At 59.7% G+C, this 16,293-nt stretch carries 14 protein-coding genes; 10 read left to right on the forward strand and 4 right to left on the reverse strand.

Going from position 1 to position 16,293, the window contains the following annotated elements; translation table 11 throughout:
* Positions 1-17 precede the first annotated feature (17 nt).
* From RS584_RS10010 to paaZ, 4 genes are all read right to left on the reverse strand, one after another.
* A complete protein-coding gene (locus RS584_RS10010; protein WP_315749572.1) occupies positions 18-1,124 on the reverse strand; it encodes a GGDEF domain-containing protein in 1,107 nt (368 codons plus the stop codon).
* A 51-nt stretch (positions 1,125-1,175) separates the two neighbouring features.
* Positions 1,176-3,149 carry an alkyl/aryl-sulfatase gene (locus tag RS584_RS10015; RefSeq protein ID WP_315749574.1) on the reverse strand — a complete coding sequence of 658 codons (1,974 nt, stop codon included), beginning with the start codon at positions 3,147-3,149 and terminating at the stop codon, positions 1,176-1,178.
* A gap of 168 nt (positions 3,150-3,317) precedes the next feature.
* Positions 3,318-5,591 carry a primary-amine oxidase gene (tynA, locus tag RS584_RS10020; protein WP_315749576.1) on the reverse strand — a complete coding sequence of 758 codons (2,274 nt, stop codon included), beginning with the start codon at positions 5,589-5,591 and terminating at the stop codon, positions 3,318-3,320.
* A 196-nt stretch (positions 5,592-5,787) separates the two neighbouring features.
* The gene (gene paaZ, locus RS584_RS10025) at positions 5,788-7,827 is read right to left on the reverse strand and encodes a phenylacetic acid degradation bifunctional protein PaaZ (RefSeq protein WP_315749578.1); all 2,040 of its coding nucleotides are present in this window, start codon (positions 7,825-7,827) and stop codon (positions 5,788-5,790) included.
* Between the two features lie 285 nt (positions 7,828-8,112).
* Here paaZ and paaA point away from each other — a divergent pair, with 285 nt between their 5' ends.
* From paaA to pcaF, 10 genes are read left to right on the forward strand one after another with little or no spacing between them, the layout of a single operon-like run.
* Entirely contained in the window at positions 8,113-9,042 is a 930-nt protein-coding gene (gene paaA / locus RS584_RS10030; RefSeq protein ID WP_023296558.1) for a 1,2-phenylacetyl-CoA epoxidase subunit PaaA, read from the forward strand.
* 12 nt (positions 9,043-9,054) lie between these two features.
* Positions 9,055-9,342: a 1,2-phenylacetyl-CoA epoxidase subunit PaaB gene (gene paaB, locus RS584_RS10035; protein WP_003857353.1), complete on the forward strand. Its 288-nt coding sequence runs from the start codon at positions 9,055-9,057 to the stop codon at positions 9,340-9,342.
* Between the two features lie 8 nt (positions 9,343-9,350).
* Positions 9,351-10,097 carry a 1,2-phenylacetyl-CoA epoxidase subunit PaaC gene (gene paaC, locus RS584_RS10040; protein ID WP_045342856.1) on the forward strand — a complete coding sequence of 249 codons (747 nt, stop codon included), beginning with the start codon at positions 9,351-9,353 and terminating at the stop codon, positions 10,095-10,097.
* 11 nt (positions 10,098-10,108) lie between these two features.
* Positions 10,109-10,606 (forward strand): 1,2-phenylacetyl-CoA epoxidase subunit PaaD, encoded by a 498-nt coding sequence (gene paaD, locus RS584_RS10045; protein WP_015570596.1) that lies wholly within the window; start codon positions 10,109-10,111, stop codon positions 10,604-10,606.
* Positions 10,607-10,613: 7 nt separating this feature from the next.
* A complete protein-coding gene (gene paaE, locus RS584_RS10050) occupies positions 10,614-11,684 on the forward strand; it encodes a 1,2-phenylacetyl-CoA epoxidase subunit PaaE (RefSeq protein WP_315749582.1) in 1,071 nt (356 codons plus the stop codon).
* Positions 11,681-12,448, forward strand: a complete 768-nt coding sequence (gene paaF, locus RS584_RS10055; protein ID WP_023303680.1) for a 2,3-dehydroadipyl-CoA hydratase PaaF — start codon at positions 11,681-11,683, stop codon at positions 12,446-12,448. Before paaE ends, paaF begins: the two co-directional genes overlap by 4 nt.
* Positions 12,448-13,236 (forward strand): 2-(1,2-epoxy-1,2-dihydrophenyl)acetyl-CoA isomerase PaaG, encoded by a 789-nt coding sequence (paaG, locus tag RS584_RS10060; protein ID WP_086523888.1) that lies wholly within the window; start codon positions 12,448-12,450, stop codon positions 13,234-13,236. The genes paaF and paaG overlap by 1 nt, the downstream gene beginning before the upstream one ends.
* 1 nt (position 13,237) lies before the next feature.
* Positions 13,238-14,662, forward strand: a complete 1,425-nt coding sequence (gene paaH / locus RS584_RS10065) for a 3-hydroxyacyl-CoA dehydrogenase PaaH (protein ID WP_315749584.1) — start codon at positions 13,238-13,240, stop codon at positions 14,660-14,662.
* The gene (gene paaI / locus RS584_RS10070; protein ID WP_315749586.1) at positions 14,652-15,074 is read left to right on the forward strand and encodes a hydroxyphenylacetyl-CoA thioesterase PaaI; all 423 of its coding nucleotides are present in this window, start codon (positions 14,652-14,654) and stop codon (positions 15,072-15,074) included. Before paaH ends, paaI begins: the two co-directional genes overlap by 11 nt.
* A complete protein-coding gene (pcaF, locus tag RS584_RS10075; protein WP_315749588.1) occupies positions 15,074-16,279 on the forward strand; it encodes a 3-oxoadipyl-CoA thiolase in 1,206 nt (401 codons plus the stop codon). The genes paaI and pcaF overlap by 1 nt, the downstream gene beginning before the upstream one ends.
* Positions 16,280-16,293 lie beyond the last annotated feature (14 nt).

Genomic DNA, 16,293 nt, shown 5'->3' on the forward strand with positions numbered 1-16,293 from the left:
GCGCCACCCGGCGTAACTTACAGCGACCACCGATCCCGCCCGGCCTCCTTCGCCCTGTACAGCGCCGCATCGGCGCGGGCGATGATTTCCGGGCCGGCCAGCCCTGCGGTATAGCCTGCAATGCCCATACTCGCCGTCACACATTCACTCACCTTCGACGCGCTGTGCGGAATGGCTGCGTTGCAAAGGCCAGCCTGGATCCGCGCGGCGACTTTCTCAGCAATGCTTTCTTCGCAGTCAAAGAGGATCACCACAAACTCCTCGCCACCGTAGCGCGAAACCACATCCTCTGGCGTGCGCACCGAGGTGTTCAGCACTTCTGCCACCCGCGCGAGACACGCATCTCCCGCCTGGTGACCGTAGGTGTCGTTATACAGTTTGAAGTAATCGACATCCAGCATCAGCACCGCGAAGCGTTTGCCTTGCTCTACGGCATTTTCCAGCACCAGCTCCATCGCCCGGCGGTTGGCCGTTTTCGTCAGTGGATCCTGATGGGCCAGCGCATCCAGCCGCGAAATTAAACGCTGATTCTGCTGGTTGCGACGCCACGCCTCTTCAAACCAGCTCAACAGGATATAGCGCCCGCACACGAGAATGAACGTGAACACCACCCACAGCCCGGCAAAGCGATAATTAATTTCCTGATTCAGCAGCATGCTTGCAACGGGCAGGCTTACCCATAGCGGAACGGTGAAGCAGAGCAGTGCCACCGGGTGAAAATAGAGCGCGGTCATACCGGCCATCAGCAGGGTAACGAATATAGGCCAGGGATGAGGAAGCTGTAACACGTTGATAAACCAGTAACAACTTATCGACCACAGCAGGCTGCACATAAACAAAACGGCGCTGACGCCGCGGATGTGGCGCCAGGCCATGATCACCAGCGCCACGGAAAGGATCACCACGCCCAGCATGGAGGCGTCAATCATCTGCCGCAGAGGGGGGCTGATGTGCAGGAGGGCATCGATATGGCCGAACAACGAATTGCGCAGCAGGACCATAAGGGCAAAGCTGGCATTCACAAAGGCGAGCCACGGCAGGTTCACGGCCAGCCCGTGAACAACCATTGATTTACGGGTAGGCCATATCGCGGGTTCGGGTGTGGCTGGATGTCTTTTTTCCATTGAAGAGAATTTTCCTTGAGCGGGCGGAACGTCCGCCCGCGAGTGCTGCCTTTACGGGGTCACAATGTTAAACCAGAATTCAAATTTATCCATGTAACCGAGCATGGCATCAAGTTTTGCGGCATCGCCGGTCACTTTGATATCGCCGTTATCCTGCGCCTGTTTAAGCGTCACTTCTTTCAGGATGATTTTATTCAGCGTATCGCGGTTGAGGGTCACGGTCGCGTCAGCGTCTTTCGCTTCGGCGTTCGCCGTGTGGTTCAGCACGCCATTTTCCAGCTCCAGCTTGTATTTGCCGCCGTCGCTGCCGAGGTCGATGTTAAACACCGATTTTGCATCCGCCGCTTTTTCACCGTTAATGTGCACCGCCAGATAGTCAAAGAACATTTCTGGCGTCATCGCGCGCACGGTATCCGGGCTGGCGGTGTTCGGGGTCGGTCCTTTCACCACGCCGTTACGCAGCTCCTGTGCGCCGGTCAGGTAGAAGTTACGCCACGGGCCTGATTCAGCCTGATAACCCAGCTGCTCCAGCGCATCCGCTTCCAGGTTTCGCGCGGCCTGATTATTTGGATCGGCAAAGACCACCTTGCTGACCACCTGAGCCACCCAGCGGTAGTTCCCCTGGTCAAAGTCGGTTTTCGCTTTGCTCAGGATGGCATCCGCGCCGCCCATATAGTCCACAAATTTCTTCGCGGCTTCTTCAGGCGGCAGTTCGTCCAGGGTCGCCGGGTTGCCGTCAAACCAGCCTAAATAGAGCACGTAGGTTGCTTTAACGTCATGGCTGACAGAACCGTAATAGCCACGGTTTGCCCAGGTATTGGCCAGGGAGTTTGGCAGTTTGAAGTTGGCGGCAATCTCGTCACGGGTCAGCCCTTCGTTCGCCATGCGCAGGGTCTGGTCGTTGATGTAGCGATACAGGTCGCGCTGGCTTTTCAGCAGGTTAATCACGTTGTCGTTGCCCCATGTCGGCCAGTGGTGCTGCGCCATAATGATTTCGGCTTTATCACCCCAGCGTACAATCGCCTGGTTGATGTATTTCGACCATGGCAATGGTTCACGAATTTTCGCGCCGCGCAGGGAGTAGGTGTTGTGCAGGGTATGGGTGACATCTTCCGCAGACTCGATCAGCTTTTTCTCTTCGATATACCAGAGCATCTCGGAAGGCGCTTCCGATCCCGGCGCGAGCATAAAATCATAGGTCAGGCCGTCGATCACCTCTTTCTGACCATCTTTCTCGATGATATTGGTCGGGGCGATCAGGGTCACCGTCCCGGCGGAGGTGGTGGTGCCGAGACCTGCGCCGACCTGGCCCTTCGCATCCGGCTTCAGCAGGTTGCCGTACATATAGCTGGCGCGGCGGCTCATGACGTTACCCGCCATGATATTCTCCGCGACGGCGGCCTCCATAAATCCGGCGGGCGCGTAGATTTTCACCTTACCGGACTTCACATCTGCTTCGTCCACCACGCCGCGCACACCGCCATAGTGGTCAACGTGGCTGTGGGTGTAAATAACGGCGACCACAGGCTTATTACCGCGATTTTTATAGTAAAGATCCATCCCGACTTTGGCTGTTTCCGCCGACACCAGCGGGTCGACCACGGTAATGCCTTCTTTACCTTCAATAATGGTCATGTTTGACAGGTCGAGGTTACGGATCTGGTAGACGCCTTCGGTCACTTCAAACAGACCGCTGATGTTGATCAGCTGGGACTGACGCCATAAGCTCGGGTTAACCGAGTCGGGCGCCTTATCGCCTTCTTTGATAAAAGCGTACTGCTGCGGATCCCAGACGGTGTTGCCTTGCTCACCTTTGATAATGTCCTGAGGCAGCGGGGCAATAAACCCTTTGTGGGCGTTGGTAAAATCGGTGTTATCGGAGAAAGGAAGCTGGTTGAAGAGTGCGTTGTTGGCCTGTTGCGTTGCTGCGGTGGCATCCTTAGGTGCTTCTGCGGCCCAGGCGGAACTGGCAGAAATAAAACATCCCGCCATCGCGAGACTCCTGACGATCTCATTGATTCTCATCCTAAAACCTCTCAGTAAACTGTGACGTTGTTTGTGGAGACGTCGAATCCTGGTGAAAGTGTGTCAAGAAAGGCAAAAGGATTAAGCGAGGTAACAATAACTATAATCGGGGAGAGTAATTCAGCAAGTAAGCGGATGAAAAACCGGGCATTACGCCCGGTCGGTGGGTTATTTCTGCTCTTTTTGCTTGCCGAGCGTTGGCGTCTCGTCAAAGAAATTCCACGGCTTGAGTAACGTATGCACCCATTCCGTCGGCATTATCGGCCACTCCTCGGCACGGGCGACATGGGTGGTGCCGGTGGTCATCCAGATGACGTTATCCTGGCCGTTCAGCGACTCGTTATCTTTGCTGTACTGGCCTAGGCCGGTATCGTGCGTGGAACGGTTCGGGTATTTTCCCTCCGGGTACATCTCGTCGGGATGGTAACGCGTCACCCAAAGCTGTTTATCCATAAAGCTCAGGCGGTGATAAATCCACTCGTCCGGGGCAAACTTCGCGCCGGACGCTACCGGGTGTGTACCGCCCGCGTAAGGGATGATCTGATACGAGACCGGGTTGCCCATGCGGTTCTCTTTGCTGGTATTGCTCAGCAGGCGGATGGTGCCCGGGTCAAACTTCTGCGCCGCCTGCTGTTCGGTGTCAATATCATACTGATTAACCTGCATGGTGCTGGTGCGCGGTCCGCCAGCGGTGTTCGGTTTGACGTCCGGATCCATGGCCACCAGCTTGTTGTTGATGCCATCCACGTCCATATCCAGACGGAAGTTGTAGATGTGCTGGTGGGTGGTACCGACAATATTATGGTCGATCAGCGTTCCGTATCGGGTGTCATCCTTCGCGGTGGCATCATGCATGGTTTTCGTCTGCACGCCTTTCACCGCTTCAATGCCCGTAGCCCCTGCATCAATGCCGATAGTGCCGTTTTCGTGGAATACCCAGTCGAAGATGTAATCGTAGTTACCCACGGTGCTGACCCAGCGTACCACCAGCTCGCGGCGTTCGGCGCTGACGTTGGGTTTACCTAACTCCTGATGCTTATATTCCGGCCCGGCGTAACGCTCGAAAATGGCGATCGCCCGGGGGATCTCCATTGGCGCGCCGGTATAATCCGGGATGGTTTCGTTGAGCATCACGGCGTTAGACGGAACATCCTTGCCGCGCACCAGCGGGGAGGTCAGGGTACCCATGCCGTAATCGCCGGAGTCCAGGTAGGCTTTAAAGTACCAGCCGATATCCGGGTCGCCGTACGGCACAATCATGCCGCCGAGCGACCCCTGATACATCACCTGTCGTTTTTTGCCGTTGTCGTTATAGGTCACGGTGGAAATTATCGGGCCGACGCGTGAGTCCAGGCTCAGATGAAAATCCCAGTTCTGCCAGTGCACCCTATCCCCGGTGATGGTGTAGTTCTTGCCTTCCGGCTCGATAATCTCCAGCGGTTTTTTCACCGTTTCAACGCGGTCGCGGCCATCATAAGGGCGCGGCGTGAGCGGCACCGGCACGACCGGGCCTTCCTCAATCTTCTGGATTTTCTTCTGCTCGAGATCCACCACCGCAACCAGGTTTTCGATCGGGTGCGCCCAGTAGTTACCGTCGCCCACGTCGAGATAGCTGATCACTTTCAGCAGGCGGTCTTCCTGTTTCAGCCCATCCTTGCCGTCAAAAAAGCCGACGGTAAGCGGAGTGGTGATCACTTTCTTCGGGTCGGTAATGCCGCGCTTTTTCAGCACGGCGGCAAACTCCGGGCTTTCATTGATGATCTGCTGCACGGTATTGAAGTCATCCAGCAGCACCATGCCGTGCGCGTCTTTGATCGGCTCCCAGCGGAGGATCTTTTTCTCCTTCAGATCCACCCGGCTTTCGATGATGTGTTTACCATCAAGCATGATGATATTGGCCTGGCGGGGCGCATCCACCGCCGTGCCGTTAAGCACAAAGTCCCAGACTTTGGCCTTTTCTGGCTCCGCCAGCGCAATCTGGGTAAAGCGGGTATTGGGTTTAAAATCCGCAGAGGCTTTCACAATGGCTACGGCCTGGTTGATTTCATCAGCCGTCAGCGCGTTTAACGGGTGGGGGCTTTTTTCAACCTGGAATGTCTGATCAAGACCGGACTGAAAAACATCGTTGATAAAGGTCTCCGGGATAAACGCCTTATTGTTCTTCATCACCACGGGCACCTGGAGCGTCAGCGGTTTGCCGTTAACGATGGCGGTGTTTGCGCCGGGTTTGACCTTCACAAAGGCACCGTCTTTGACGATGGTGAACATCTGGGCGTAATCATCCCACTGCACGTCCGCGCCAAACGCCTGAAGCGTTTTGTCCATCGGGACCATATGCGCCTCGCTGCCGTGAGCGTAAACAGGGGATTGCCAGGCGCAACAGAGCGCAACGGCCATGGCCAGTGCCGTTCTACGGGCAGAAAAAGAAGAATTGCTTCCCATCGCAGACCTCATCTTGTTGTGTTTATTGTGTTGTGTCAGCCTTATCCTGACAGGCGCGCACGAAAAGCGTTTGCCTGCATCTGCCAGGTTGTTTGTCAGTCTTGCCAGGTTAAAAAAAGAGCGGGGGTGCATCACACCCCGGTCAGGTAGTTGTAGGCCGGGTAAGCGGAGCGACACCCGGCAAGAAAGAGGTGCGTCAGAAGTCACCCTGCTGGCGCGCCACCAGCGTCAGGATGGAGTAGAGCGCCACGGCCTGCTGGTGCTGGTTGAAGATCTCCACCGCCCATTCCACCACGCCGGTGGGTTTTTCCTCGGCAGTGCGCTGTTTCTTCAGCGTTTTACGTTTACAGGTCAGGCGCACCTGAATGGTATTGCCCGGCTTGACCGGCTCGATAAAGCGCAGGTTTTCCATGCCGTAGTTGGCAATAACCGGCCCAACCCCGGCATCGACAAACAGCCCCGCCGCGGCGGAAATCAGGAAATAACCGTGTACCACGCGCTCACCAAAAATCGACTCCGCCGCGCCAATTTTGTCCATATGGGCGTAGAAATGATCCCCGCTCAGGCAGGCAAAATTCACGATATCCGCTTCCGTCAGGGTACGACGCGGGGTCAGCAGGCTGTCGCCCGGCTGTAACTCCTCGAAGTATTTACGGAAGGGATGAACGCGATCTTCCTGCACCTCCGCGCCACGGACCCACTGTTTACCGATCGCGGCGAGCATGGACGGGCTGCCCTGAATGGCCGTGCGCTGAAGATAGTGCTTCACCGAGCGCAGGCCGCCCAGCTCTTCGCCGCCGCCCGCACGTCCCGGACCACCGTGCACCAGCTGCGGCAGCGGTGAACCGTGGCCGGTGGATTCTTTCGAGGATTCCTGGTTGAGGATCTGAATGCGTCCGTGGGCGCGCGCGGCACCGGCAATAAACTGCCGCGCCACGCGGGTATCTGCCGTAACCAGCGTTCCCACCAGGCTGCCGCCACCCGCCCGCGCCAGCTGCATGGCGTGTTCGGTGTTGCGGTACGGCATCAGGGTTGCGACGGGGCCAAAGGCTTCGATGGCGTGGACGGCCGGGGTTTCGTCCGGCTGCGGGCAGAACAGCAGGGTGGGCGGGAAGAATGCGCCAGCCGCCTGCAAATCAGCTTTACCACCCAGACGGATCTGACAGCCCGCGGCAAGGAGATGATCGACTTTTTCCTGCACGTCAGCACGTTGCTCACCGTTGACGAGGGCCCCCATCTTCACCCCTTCCTGGGCCGGATCGCCGACGACCACTTTCTCCAGCCGCGCAATCAGCGCCTGGCTGACGGCGTCAACCTGCGCTTCCGGCACGATGATGCGGCGGATGGCGGTACATTTTTGTCCGGCTTTGGCGGTCATCTCGCGCACCACTTCTCGGATAAACAGCGCAAACTCCGGGTGCTCCGGCGTCACGTCCTCACCCAGCACGCAGCAGTTGAGAGAATCTGCTTCCATGGTAAACGGAATGGAATGCGCGACGATATTCGGGTGGACGCGCAGACTCTGCCCGGTGCTGGCCGATCCGGTAAACGTCACCACGTCCTGGCTGTCGAGCTGGTTCAGCAGATCGCCCGCGCCACCGCAGATCAGGCTGATGGCGCCGTCGGGCACCAGTCCGCTCTCGACGATCGCTTTCACCATCGCCTGAGTCACCTGCGCGGTGGCGGTGGCGGGCTTGATGATGGCGGGCATCCCGGCAAGCCAGGTGGGCGCGAGCTTTTCCAGCATCCCCCAGCACGGGAAGTTGAACGCGTTGATATGCACCGCCACGCCGGATTTCGACGTTAACACGTGACGTGCCGCAAAGCCGCCTTCCTTCGACAGCGGGATCAGTTCATCCTCCGGCCACAGGGTATCGTCCGGCAGCTCACGGCTGCCGAGGCTTGCGTAGGTGAAGAGGGTGCCGATACCGCCTTCAATATCCACCCAGCTGTCGGCCTTCGTCGCGCCGGTCTGGGCTGACAGGGCATAAAACCGATCCTTCTGGCTCAGCAGATGTTTGGCCACCGCCTTCAGCATGGCGGCGCGCTCGATAAAGCTCATTGCGCGGAGCGCTTCCCCGCCGTGTTCAATGGCGTAACGGCGCGCGGCCGCCATATCCAGCCCTTCGCTGGTGACTTCAAATAGCGTTTCCCCGCTGATGGCGTGGGTGATGGTGCGCTCGCGGCCCCGGCCTGATTGCCAGGTGCCGGACAAGAAGCTGGCTAACTGCTGCATTTCTTCTCTCCAGGTGTTTCGTAATTTCACTATAAATAGTTTGATCGTGAATCATAAAAAGCAAGTCGAGTTTTAATGAATTGTTAACGCTGTGATCTGTATTGCTTAACCTGACCACCCGAAAGCCTTGCATTATCGGCCTTTCATGAAAAGGCTTGCGAGCGTCGTCACAAAATAAACAAACGCTTCTTGGGGTTATATTTAACCTTTGTGTAACTTTTAAGAAACCAAATGATTCACCATTTTGCTATTTGTGGTGATTTAACGAATCACAAAGGTGGTTATGTGACGCAAGAACAACGCTTTGAGCAACGCATCGCACAGGAGACGGCCATCGAGCCGCAGGACTGGATGCCGGATGCCTACCGCAAGACGCTGATCCGCCAGATTGGACAGCACGCCCACTCTGAGATTGTCGGCATGCTGCCGGAAGGGAACTGGATCACCCGCGCGCCGACGCTGCGCCGGAAAGCCATTCTGCTGGCGAAGGTGCAGGACGAAGCCGGACACGGCCTGTACCTCTACAGCGCGGCGGAAACGCTGGGCTGCGCCCGGGAGGACATCTATCAAAAGATGCTCGACGGCAAGATGAAATACTCCTCCATCTTCAACTATCCGACCCTGAGCTGGGCCGATATCGGCGTCATTGGCTGGCTGGTGGACGGGGCGGCCATTGTGAACCAGGTGGCGCTGTGCCGTACGTCTTACGGCCCGTATGCCCGGGCGATGGTGAAGATCTGTAAAGAAGAGAGCTTCCACCAGCGTCAGGGTTTTGAGGCCTGTATGGCGCTGGCGCAGGGCAGCGAAGCCCAGCGGCAGATGTTGCAGGACGCCATCAACCGTTTCTGGTGGCCCGCGCTGATGATGTTTGGACCCAACGACGACAACTCCCCAAACAGCGCCCGCAGTCTGGCCTGGAAGATCAAACGCTTTGGCAACGATGAGCTTCGCCAGCGCTTCGTGGACAACACGGTGCCTCAGGTGGAGATGCTCGGTATGACCGTGCCGGACCCCGACCTGCGTTTCGATGAAGCGAGCGGCCACTACCGCTTCGGCGAAATCGACTGGCAGGAATTTGACGAGGTGATCAACGGGCGCGGGATCTGCAACCACGAACGTCTGGCCGCAAAACGTAAAGCCTGGGACGACGGCGCATGGGTGCGTGAAGCCGCTCTGGCCCACGCGGAAAAACAACGCGCCCGCCAGGCCGCATAAGAGGAATCAACCATGAGCAATGTTTACTGGCCGTTATACGAAGTTTTTGTCCGTTCGAAGCAGGGGCTGTCGCACCGGCATGTGGGCAGCCTTCACGCTGCCGACGACCGCATGGCGCTGGAAAACGCGCGCGATGCCTATACCCGCCGCAGCGAAGGCTGTTCCATCTGGGTGGTGAAGGCGAGTGAAATCGTCGCTTCCCAGCCGGAAGAGAGCGGGGAGTTTTTCGATCCGGCGGAAAGCAAGGTCTACCGCCATCCGACGTTTTATACCATCCCTGATGGCATCGAGCATATGTGAGGTTGGGGATGAACAACGTATCTGCTTATGCCCTGCGTCTGGGCGACAACGGTCTGGTGCTCTCACAGCGTCTGGGCGCCTGGTGCGGCCATGCGCCGGAGCTGGAAATTGACCTGGCGCTCGCCAATATCGGCCTTGATCTGCTCGGGCAGGCGCGCAATTTCCTGACCTACGCCGCTGAACGGGAGGGTAAGGGCGATGAAGACACCCTGGCCTATGGCCGCGATGAGCGTCAGTTCCGCAATCTGCTGCTGGTGGAACAACCAAACGGCAGCTTCGCTGACACCATTGCCCGTCAGTATCTGATGGATGCGTGGAACGTGGCGCTCTACGAGCGGCTGATCCATAGCAGCGACAGTCAGCTTGCAGCCATCGCGGCAAAAGCCATTAAGGAGGCACGCTATCACCTGCGCTTTAGCCGCGGCTGGCTGGTGCGGCTGGGGGACGGAACAGAAACCTCCGCACAAAAAATGCAGCAGGCGGTGGATAGCCTGTGGCGCTTTACGGCTGAACTGTTCGACGCCGACGACGTCGAGCTGGCGCTGATTGATGACGGCGTGGCGGTTGATCCGCGCGACCTGCGGGACCCGTGGGAGCGCGAAGTGTTTGCTGGCCTGGCGGAAGCCACCCTCCGCGTGCCCGGAGAGGTGGCGTATCGCACGGGCGGCAAGAAGGGGCTACATACTGAACACCTCGGGCCGATGCTGGCAGAGATGCAGTATCTCCAGCGCGTTTACCCCGGCCAGCAGTGGTAAAGGAGGACGCCATGCAACGCCTCGTCGACATCGCGCCTGCACAAATCCCGCAGATTTGGGCGCTGTTAAGCCAGATCCCCGACCCGGAAGTGCCGGTGCTGACCATCACCGACTTAGGCATGGTGCGCAGCGTGAAGGCGCAGGGGGAAGGCTGGGTCATCGGCTTCACGCCAACCTATTCGGGCTGTCCGGCAACGGAGCATCTGCTGGGGGCGATCCGCGAAACCCTGACCGAAAACGGCTTTAGCCCGGTACATATTGTGCTGCAACTGGAGCCCGCCTGGACCACCGACTGGATGACCGACGATGCCCGCAGGCGCCTGCGTGAATATGGCATCAGCCCGCCTGTCGGCCATAGCTGCCATGCCCACGTTCCCGCTGAGGTGAGCTGCCCGCGCTGTGCGAGCACCGATACCTCGCTTATCAGTGAATTTGGTTCTACGGCCTGCAAAGCGCTCTACCGCTGCAATACCTGCCGTGAGCCCTTCGACTATTTCAAATGTATTTGAGGCTGCCATGACAACGTTTCATTCATTAACAGTGGCAAAAGTAGAACCCGAAACCCGCGACGCGGTGACCATTACCTTCGCGGTGCCGCAGGCGTTGCAGGAGGCGTACCGCTTCCGTCCCGGTCAGCATCTGACCCTGAAAGCCAGTCCTGGCGGGGATGAACTGCGCCGCTGCTACTCCATCTGCCGGAGCACCGCGTGCGGTGAGATCAGCGTAGCGGTCAAAGCCATCGAGGGCGGACGTTTTTCCCGCTATGCCCGGGACGAGATCAAACCGGGCATGGCGCTGGAGGTGATGGTGCCCCAGGGGCAGTTTGGCTACCAGCCGCAGGCCGAACGCGAAGGCCACTATCTGGCGATTGCCGCCGGGTCCGGGATCACCCCGATGCTGGCGATTTTGTCCGCTACGCTGGCCACTGAAGCCCACAGCCACTTCACCCTGATTTACGGCAACCGCAGCAGCCAGAGCATGATGTTCCGCCGGGCACTGGCGGACCTGAAAGATAAATACCCGCAGCGTTTGCAGCTGATCGCCATCTTCAGCCAGGAGACGCTCGATAGCGATCTGCTCCATGGCCGCATTGACGGGGAAAAGCTCCAGGCGCTGGCAAAAACGCTGGTGAATTTCCGTCAGTACGATGAAGCCTTCATCTGCGGCCCGTCGGCGATGATGGATGAGGCCGAATCGGCGCTGCAAGCGCTGGGTATGCCGGAAAAAGCGATCCATCTTGAGCGCTTTAACACGCCAGGTACCGCCGTTAAACGGACAGCCAGCGTGCAGGCCGACGGGCAGAAGGTCACCGTCCGTCAGGACGGGCGCGACAGGGAGATCACCCTGACGGCGGACGACGAGAGCATTCTTGACGCGGCCCTGCGTCAGGGGGCGGATCTGCCTTATGCCTGCAAGGGCGGCGTATGCGCCACCTGCAAATGCAAAGTGCTGCGTGGAAAAGTCGATATGGCGACCAACTACAGCCTGGAGCCGGACGAGCTGGCCGCAGGCTATGTGCTGAGCTGTCAGGCGCTGCCGTTAACCGCCGATGTTATCGTCGATTTTGATGCGAAGGGGATGGCATGAGTGAACTGATTGTCACCCGTCACGGTCGCGTGTTGCAGCTGACGCTTAACCGTCCGGCGGCGCGCAACGCGCTCAACAATGCGCTGCTCCTGCAAATCGCGGAGCAGCTTGAGGCCGCCGCCGCGGATGCTGAGATCGCCGTCTGCGTGGTGTACGGCAACGAACGCTGCTTTGCCGCCGGGGCCGATCTCAACGAAATGGCGGAGAAAGACCTGCCCGCCACCCTGAACGATATCCGTCCGCAGCTGTGGGCGCGGATCAACGCCTTCACCAAACCGCTGATTGCCGCCGTGAACGGCTTCGCGCTGGGGGCAGGCTGTGAGCTGGCGCTGCTCTGCGATGTCGTGATTGCCGGCGATAACGCCCGTTTTGGCCTGCCGGAAATCACCCTCGGGATCATGCCGGGCGCAGGGGGCACCCAGCGGCTGATCCGCAGCGTGGGCAAATCGTTGGCCAGCAAAATGGTGCTGACGGGCGAAAGCATCACGGCGGTTCAGGCGCACAGCGCCGGGCTGGCCAGCGACGTCTACCCGGCCTCGCTGACGCTGGAGTACGCCCTGAAGCAGGCGGCGCTGATGGCGCGCCACTCGCCGCTGGCGCTACAGGCGGCGAAGCAGGCGCTTCGCCAGTCGCAGGAAGTCCCGCTTCAGGCCGGGCTGGCGCAGGAGCGTCAGCTGTTTGCGCTGCTCGCGGCCACCGACGATCGCCGGGAAGGTATCAACGCCTTTTTACAAAAACGCACCCCAGACTTTAAAGGACGCTAATTGTGGAATCTATTCTGAGCCATGTTGAGCAGGGCGTAATGACCATTACGCTGAACCGCCCGGAGCGCCTGAACAGCTTTAACGACGTCATGCACCAGCAGCTTTCCGAATGCCTGAAGCAGGCCGAGCGCGATGACGCCATCCGCTGCCTGCTGATCACCGGGGCAGGACGCGGTTTCTGCGCCGGGCAGGATCTTAACGACCGTAACGTCGACCCGAACGGCCCCGCGCCCGATCTGGGCATGTCCGTTGAGACTTTTTACAACCCGCTGGTGCGCCGCCTGGCAAAACTGCCGAAGCCGGTGATTTGCGCGGTTAACGGCGTGGCGGCGGGCGCGGGGGCCACGCTGGCCCTCGGCTGCGACATGGTGATTGCGGCCCGTTCAGCCAGCTTTGTGATGGCCTTCAGCAAGCTCGGGCTGGTACCGGACTGCGGCGGAACCTGGCTGCTGCCGCGCGTGACCGGACGCGCCCGCGCCATGGGGCTGGCATTGCTGGGCGATAAGCTCAGCGCCGAGCAGGCACAGGCCTGGGGAATGATCTGGCAGGTGGTGGACGATGAGCAGCTCTCCGCCACCGCACAGCAGATGGCGCTGCATTTTGCCTCGCAGCCGACCTTTGGCCTGGGTTTGATCAAGCAGGCGATCAACGCCGCAGAAACCAATACCCTTGACGCCCAGCTTGATCTGGAGCGCGACTATCAACGTCTGGCCGGACGCAGCGACGACTACCGGGAAGGCGTCAGCGCGTTCCTGGCAAAACGCGCGCCGAACTTTACGGGGAAATAAGATGGTGAATATCCATACGGTCGCCGTCATTGGCAGCGGCACCATGGGCGCCGGTATTGCCGAAGTGGCAGCCAGCCACGGTCATCCGGTTCTGGTGTACGACATTGATGCAGCGACGATTTCCCGCGCCATCGACGGCATTCGTCAGCGGCTCTCCTCTCGCGTTGCGCGCGGAAAACTCTCTGCCGACGCCGGGGAACAGATCCTCGCCCGCCTGACGCCGGTGACGACTATCAGTGCTCTGGCGAAAGCCGATCTGGTGATCGAGGCGGCCTCCGAGCGGCTTGAGGTAAAAAAAGCGCTGTTTACCCAGCTGGCAGAGATCTGCCCGCCGCAGACGCTGCTTGCCAGCAATACCTCGTCCATTTCCGTTACCGCGATTGCGGCGGAGATAAACCACCCTGAACGTGTCGCCGGGCTGCACTTCTTCAATCCTGCCCCGGTGATGAAGCTGGTGGAAGTGGTCAGCGGGCTGGCGACCTCTCCCGAAGTGGCCGATGCACTGTGCGAGCTGGCGCTGAGCTGGGGAAAGCAGCCGGTACGCTGCCAGTCCACGCCGGGGTTTATCGTCAACCGCGTGGCGCGCCCGTTCTACTCGGAAGCCTGGCGTGCGCTGGAAGAGCAGGTGGCAACGCCCGAGGTGATCGACGCCGCCCTGCGAGACGGCGGAGGCTTCCCGATGGGGCCGCTTGAGCTGACGGACATGATTGGTCAGGACGTCAACTTTGCCGTGACTTGCTCCGTGTTTAACGCCTTCTGGCAGGAGCGTCGTTTTCTGCCGTCGCTGGTGCAGCAGGAGCTAGTGCTGGCGGGGCGTCTGGGTAAGAAAAGCGGGCAGGGCGTTTACCGTTGGCTGGAGGAGAAACCCGCCGTCAGCTGGCTCGCCCCGGTCAGCGACAGCTTCAGCCCGATGCGCGTACAGCGAAGAAGTGACGGTGTCACGGAAATTGACGATCTGTTGCTGATCGAAACGCAGGGTGAAACTGCGCAGTCGCTGGCGCTGCGCCACGGCTGCCCGGTGGTGGTGGTCGACCGCATCGAGCGGGATGTGGCCGTGATAGCCGCCGCACCCGGCAACCCGCACGCCGCCACGCAGAAAGCCATTTACTGGTTGCAGCACCAGGAGAAACGGGTGGTACAGATTGCCGATTACCCCGGTCTGCTGGTCTGGCGCACGGTAGCGATGATTGCCAACGAAGCGCTGGACGCCCTGCAAAAAGGGGTCGCCAGCGAGCAAGACATCGATACCGCCATGCGCTTAGGGGTCAACTATCCCTGCGGGCCCATCGCCTGGGGCGAGCGCCTTGGCTGGCAGCGTCTGTTAACGCTGCTGGAGAATCTGCAACGTCACTACGGCGAGGAACGCTATCGCCCCTGTTCACTGCTGCGCCAGCGTGCGCTTCTGGAGAGTAGCTATGAGTCATAACGCCTGGCATAACGCCCGCACGATGTACGAACGGGACGCCTGCGCGCAGGCGATGGGGATGGACATTATCGACATGGGCGAGGGCTACGCGGTGGTGACCATGACCATCACCCCGCAGATGCTCAACGGGCATAAAACCTGTCACGGCGGACAGCTGTTCTCGCTGGCCGATACCGCCTTTGCCTACGCCTGCAACAGTCAGGGGATGGCGGCGGTGGCCTCAGGCTGCGCCATCGATTTTCTGCGTCCGGGCTTTGCCGGAGATAAGCTCACCGCCACCGCGCGGGTGAAGCATCAGGGCAAACTGACCGGCGTCTACGACATTGAAATTCAGAACCAACAACAGAAAACCGTCGCTCTTTTTCGCGGGAAATCGCACCGCACTGGCGGCAGTGTGACAGGAGAAGCCTGATGCGTGACGCATTTATTTGTGAGGGGGTGCGTACCCCGGTTGGTCGCTACGGCGGAGGATTATCCAGCGTGCGCGCCGATGACTTAGGTGCCGTGCCGCTGCGTGCGCTGCTGTCGCGTTACCCGCAGCTCGATCTGGAGCGCATAGATGACGTGATCTTCGGCTGCGCGAACCAGGCCGGGGAGGATAACCGCAACGTGGCGCGCATGTCGGCGCTGCTGGCCGGGATGCCGCAGACGGTATCCGGCACCACCATTAACCGCCTGTGCGGCTCCGGTCTGGATGCCATTGGCTTTGCGGCGCGCGCCATCAGGGCCGGGGATGGCGATCTGCTGATCGCCGGTGGCGTCGAATCCATGTCCCGTGCGCCGTTCGTGATGGGCAAAGCCACGGCGGCGTTTCAGCGTCAGGCGGAGATCTTCGACACCACCATCGGCTGGCGATTTGTGAATCCGCTCATGCATCAGCAATACGGAACTGACAGCATGCCGGAAACGGCAGAGAATGTAGCGGAATTGTTAAATATAAGCCGTGCCGATCAGGACGCATTTGCCCTGCGCAGCCAGCAGCGCACCGCGCGGGCGCAGCAGAATGGCGTTCTGGCGCAGGAGATTATCCCGGTACAGGTGGCGGGGAAAAAAGGTGCGGTAACGGAAGTGAGCGTGGACGAGCATCCGCGCGCCGAAACCACCCTGGAACAGCTTGCCGCGCTGAAAGCCCCGTTCCGTAAGAACGGTGTGGTGACGGCGGGGAACGCCTCTGGCGTCAACGACGGGGCGGCGGCGCTGATTATCGCCAGCGAGCCGATGGCGCTTGCCCAGGGGTTAACCCCGCGTACCCGCATTGTGGCCATGGCGACAGCGGGCGTCGAGCCGCGCCTGATGGGATTAGGCCCGGTGCCCGCAACCCGCAAGGTGCTGGAGCGTGCCGGACTCAGTATCACCGATATGGACGTCATTGAGCTTAATGAAGCCTTCGCCGCACAGGCGCTGGGCGTGCTGCGTCAGCTGGGCTTGCCGGATGACGCGGAGCATGTCAACCCGAACGGCGGGGCGATCGCGCTAGGTCATCCGCTGGGAATGAGCGGTGCCAGACTGGCGCTGGCCGCAAGCAATGAATTGCACCGACGCGGCGGGCGCTACGCGCTGTGTACGATGTGCATCGGTGTGGGTCAGGGCATTGCCATGATCCTTGAGCGTGTTTGAGCGAACAATAATGT

Source organism: Enterobacter sp. DTU_2021_1002640_1_SI_PRY_ASU_LCPMC_013 (genome assembly GCF_032389435.1).
Lineage (GTDB): Bacteria > Pseudomonadota > Gammaproteobacteria > Enterobacterales > Enterobacteriaceae > Enterobacter > Enterobacter hormaechei_C.

Coding starts and splice junctions, on each gene's coding strand:
- RS584_RS10015 (WP_315749574.1), bottom strand. CDS start 3,149: ATGAGAATCAATGAGATCGTCAGGAGTCTCGCGATGGCGGGATGTTTT.
- paaE (WP_315749582.1), top strand. CDS start 10,614: ATGACAACGTTTCATTCATTAACAGTGGCAAAAGTAGAACCCGAAACC.
- paaI (WP_315749586.1), top strand. CDS start 14,652: ATGAGTCATAACGCCTGGCATAACGCCCGCACGATGTACGAACGGGAC.
- paaD (WP_015570596.1), top strand. CDS start 10,109: ATGCAACGCCTCGTCGACATCGCGCCTGCACAAATCCCGCAGATTTGG.
- paaH (WP_315749584.1), top strand. CDS start 13,238: ATGGTGAATATCCATACGGTCGCCGTCATTGGCAGCGGCACCATGGGC.
- paaZ (WP_315749578.1), bottom strand. CDS start 7,827: ATGCAGCAGTTAGCCAGCTTCTTGTCCGGCACCTGGCAATCAGGCCGG.
- paaB (WP_003857353.1), top strand. CDS start 9,055: ATGAGCAATGTTTACTGGCCGTTATACGAAGTTTTTGTCCGTTCGAAG.
- paaC (WP_045342856.1), top strand. CDS start 9,351: ATGAACAACGTATCTGCTTATGCCCTGCGTCTGGGCGACAACGGTCTG.
- paaF (WP_023303680.1), top strand. CDS start 11,681: ATGAGTGAACTGATTGTCACCCGTCACGGTCGCGTGTTGCAGCTGACG.
- RS584_RS10010 (WP_315749572.1), bottom strand. CDS start 1,124: ATGGAAAAAAGACATCCAGCCACACCCGAACCCGCGATATGGCCTACC.
- tynA (WP_315749576.1), bottom strand. CDS start 5,591: ATGGGAAGCAATTCTTCTTTTTCTGCCCGTAGAACGGCACTGGCCATG.
- pcaF (WP_315749588.1), top strand. CDS start 15,074: ATGCGTGACGCATTTATTTGTGAGGGGGTGCGTACCCCGGTTGGTCGC.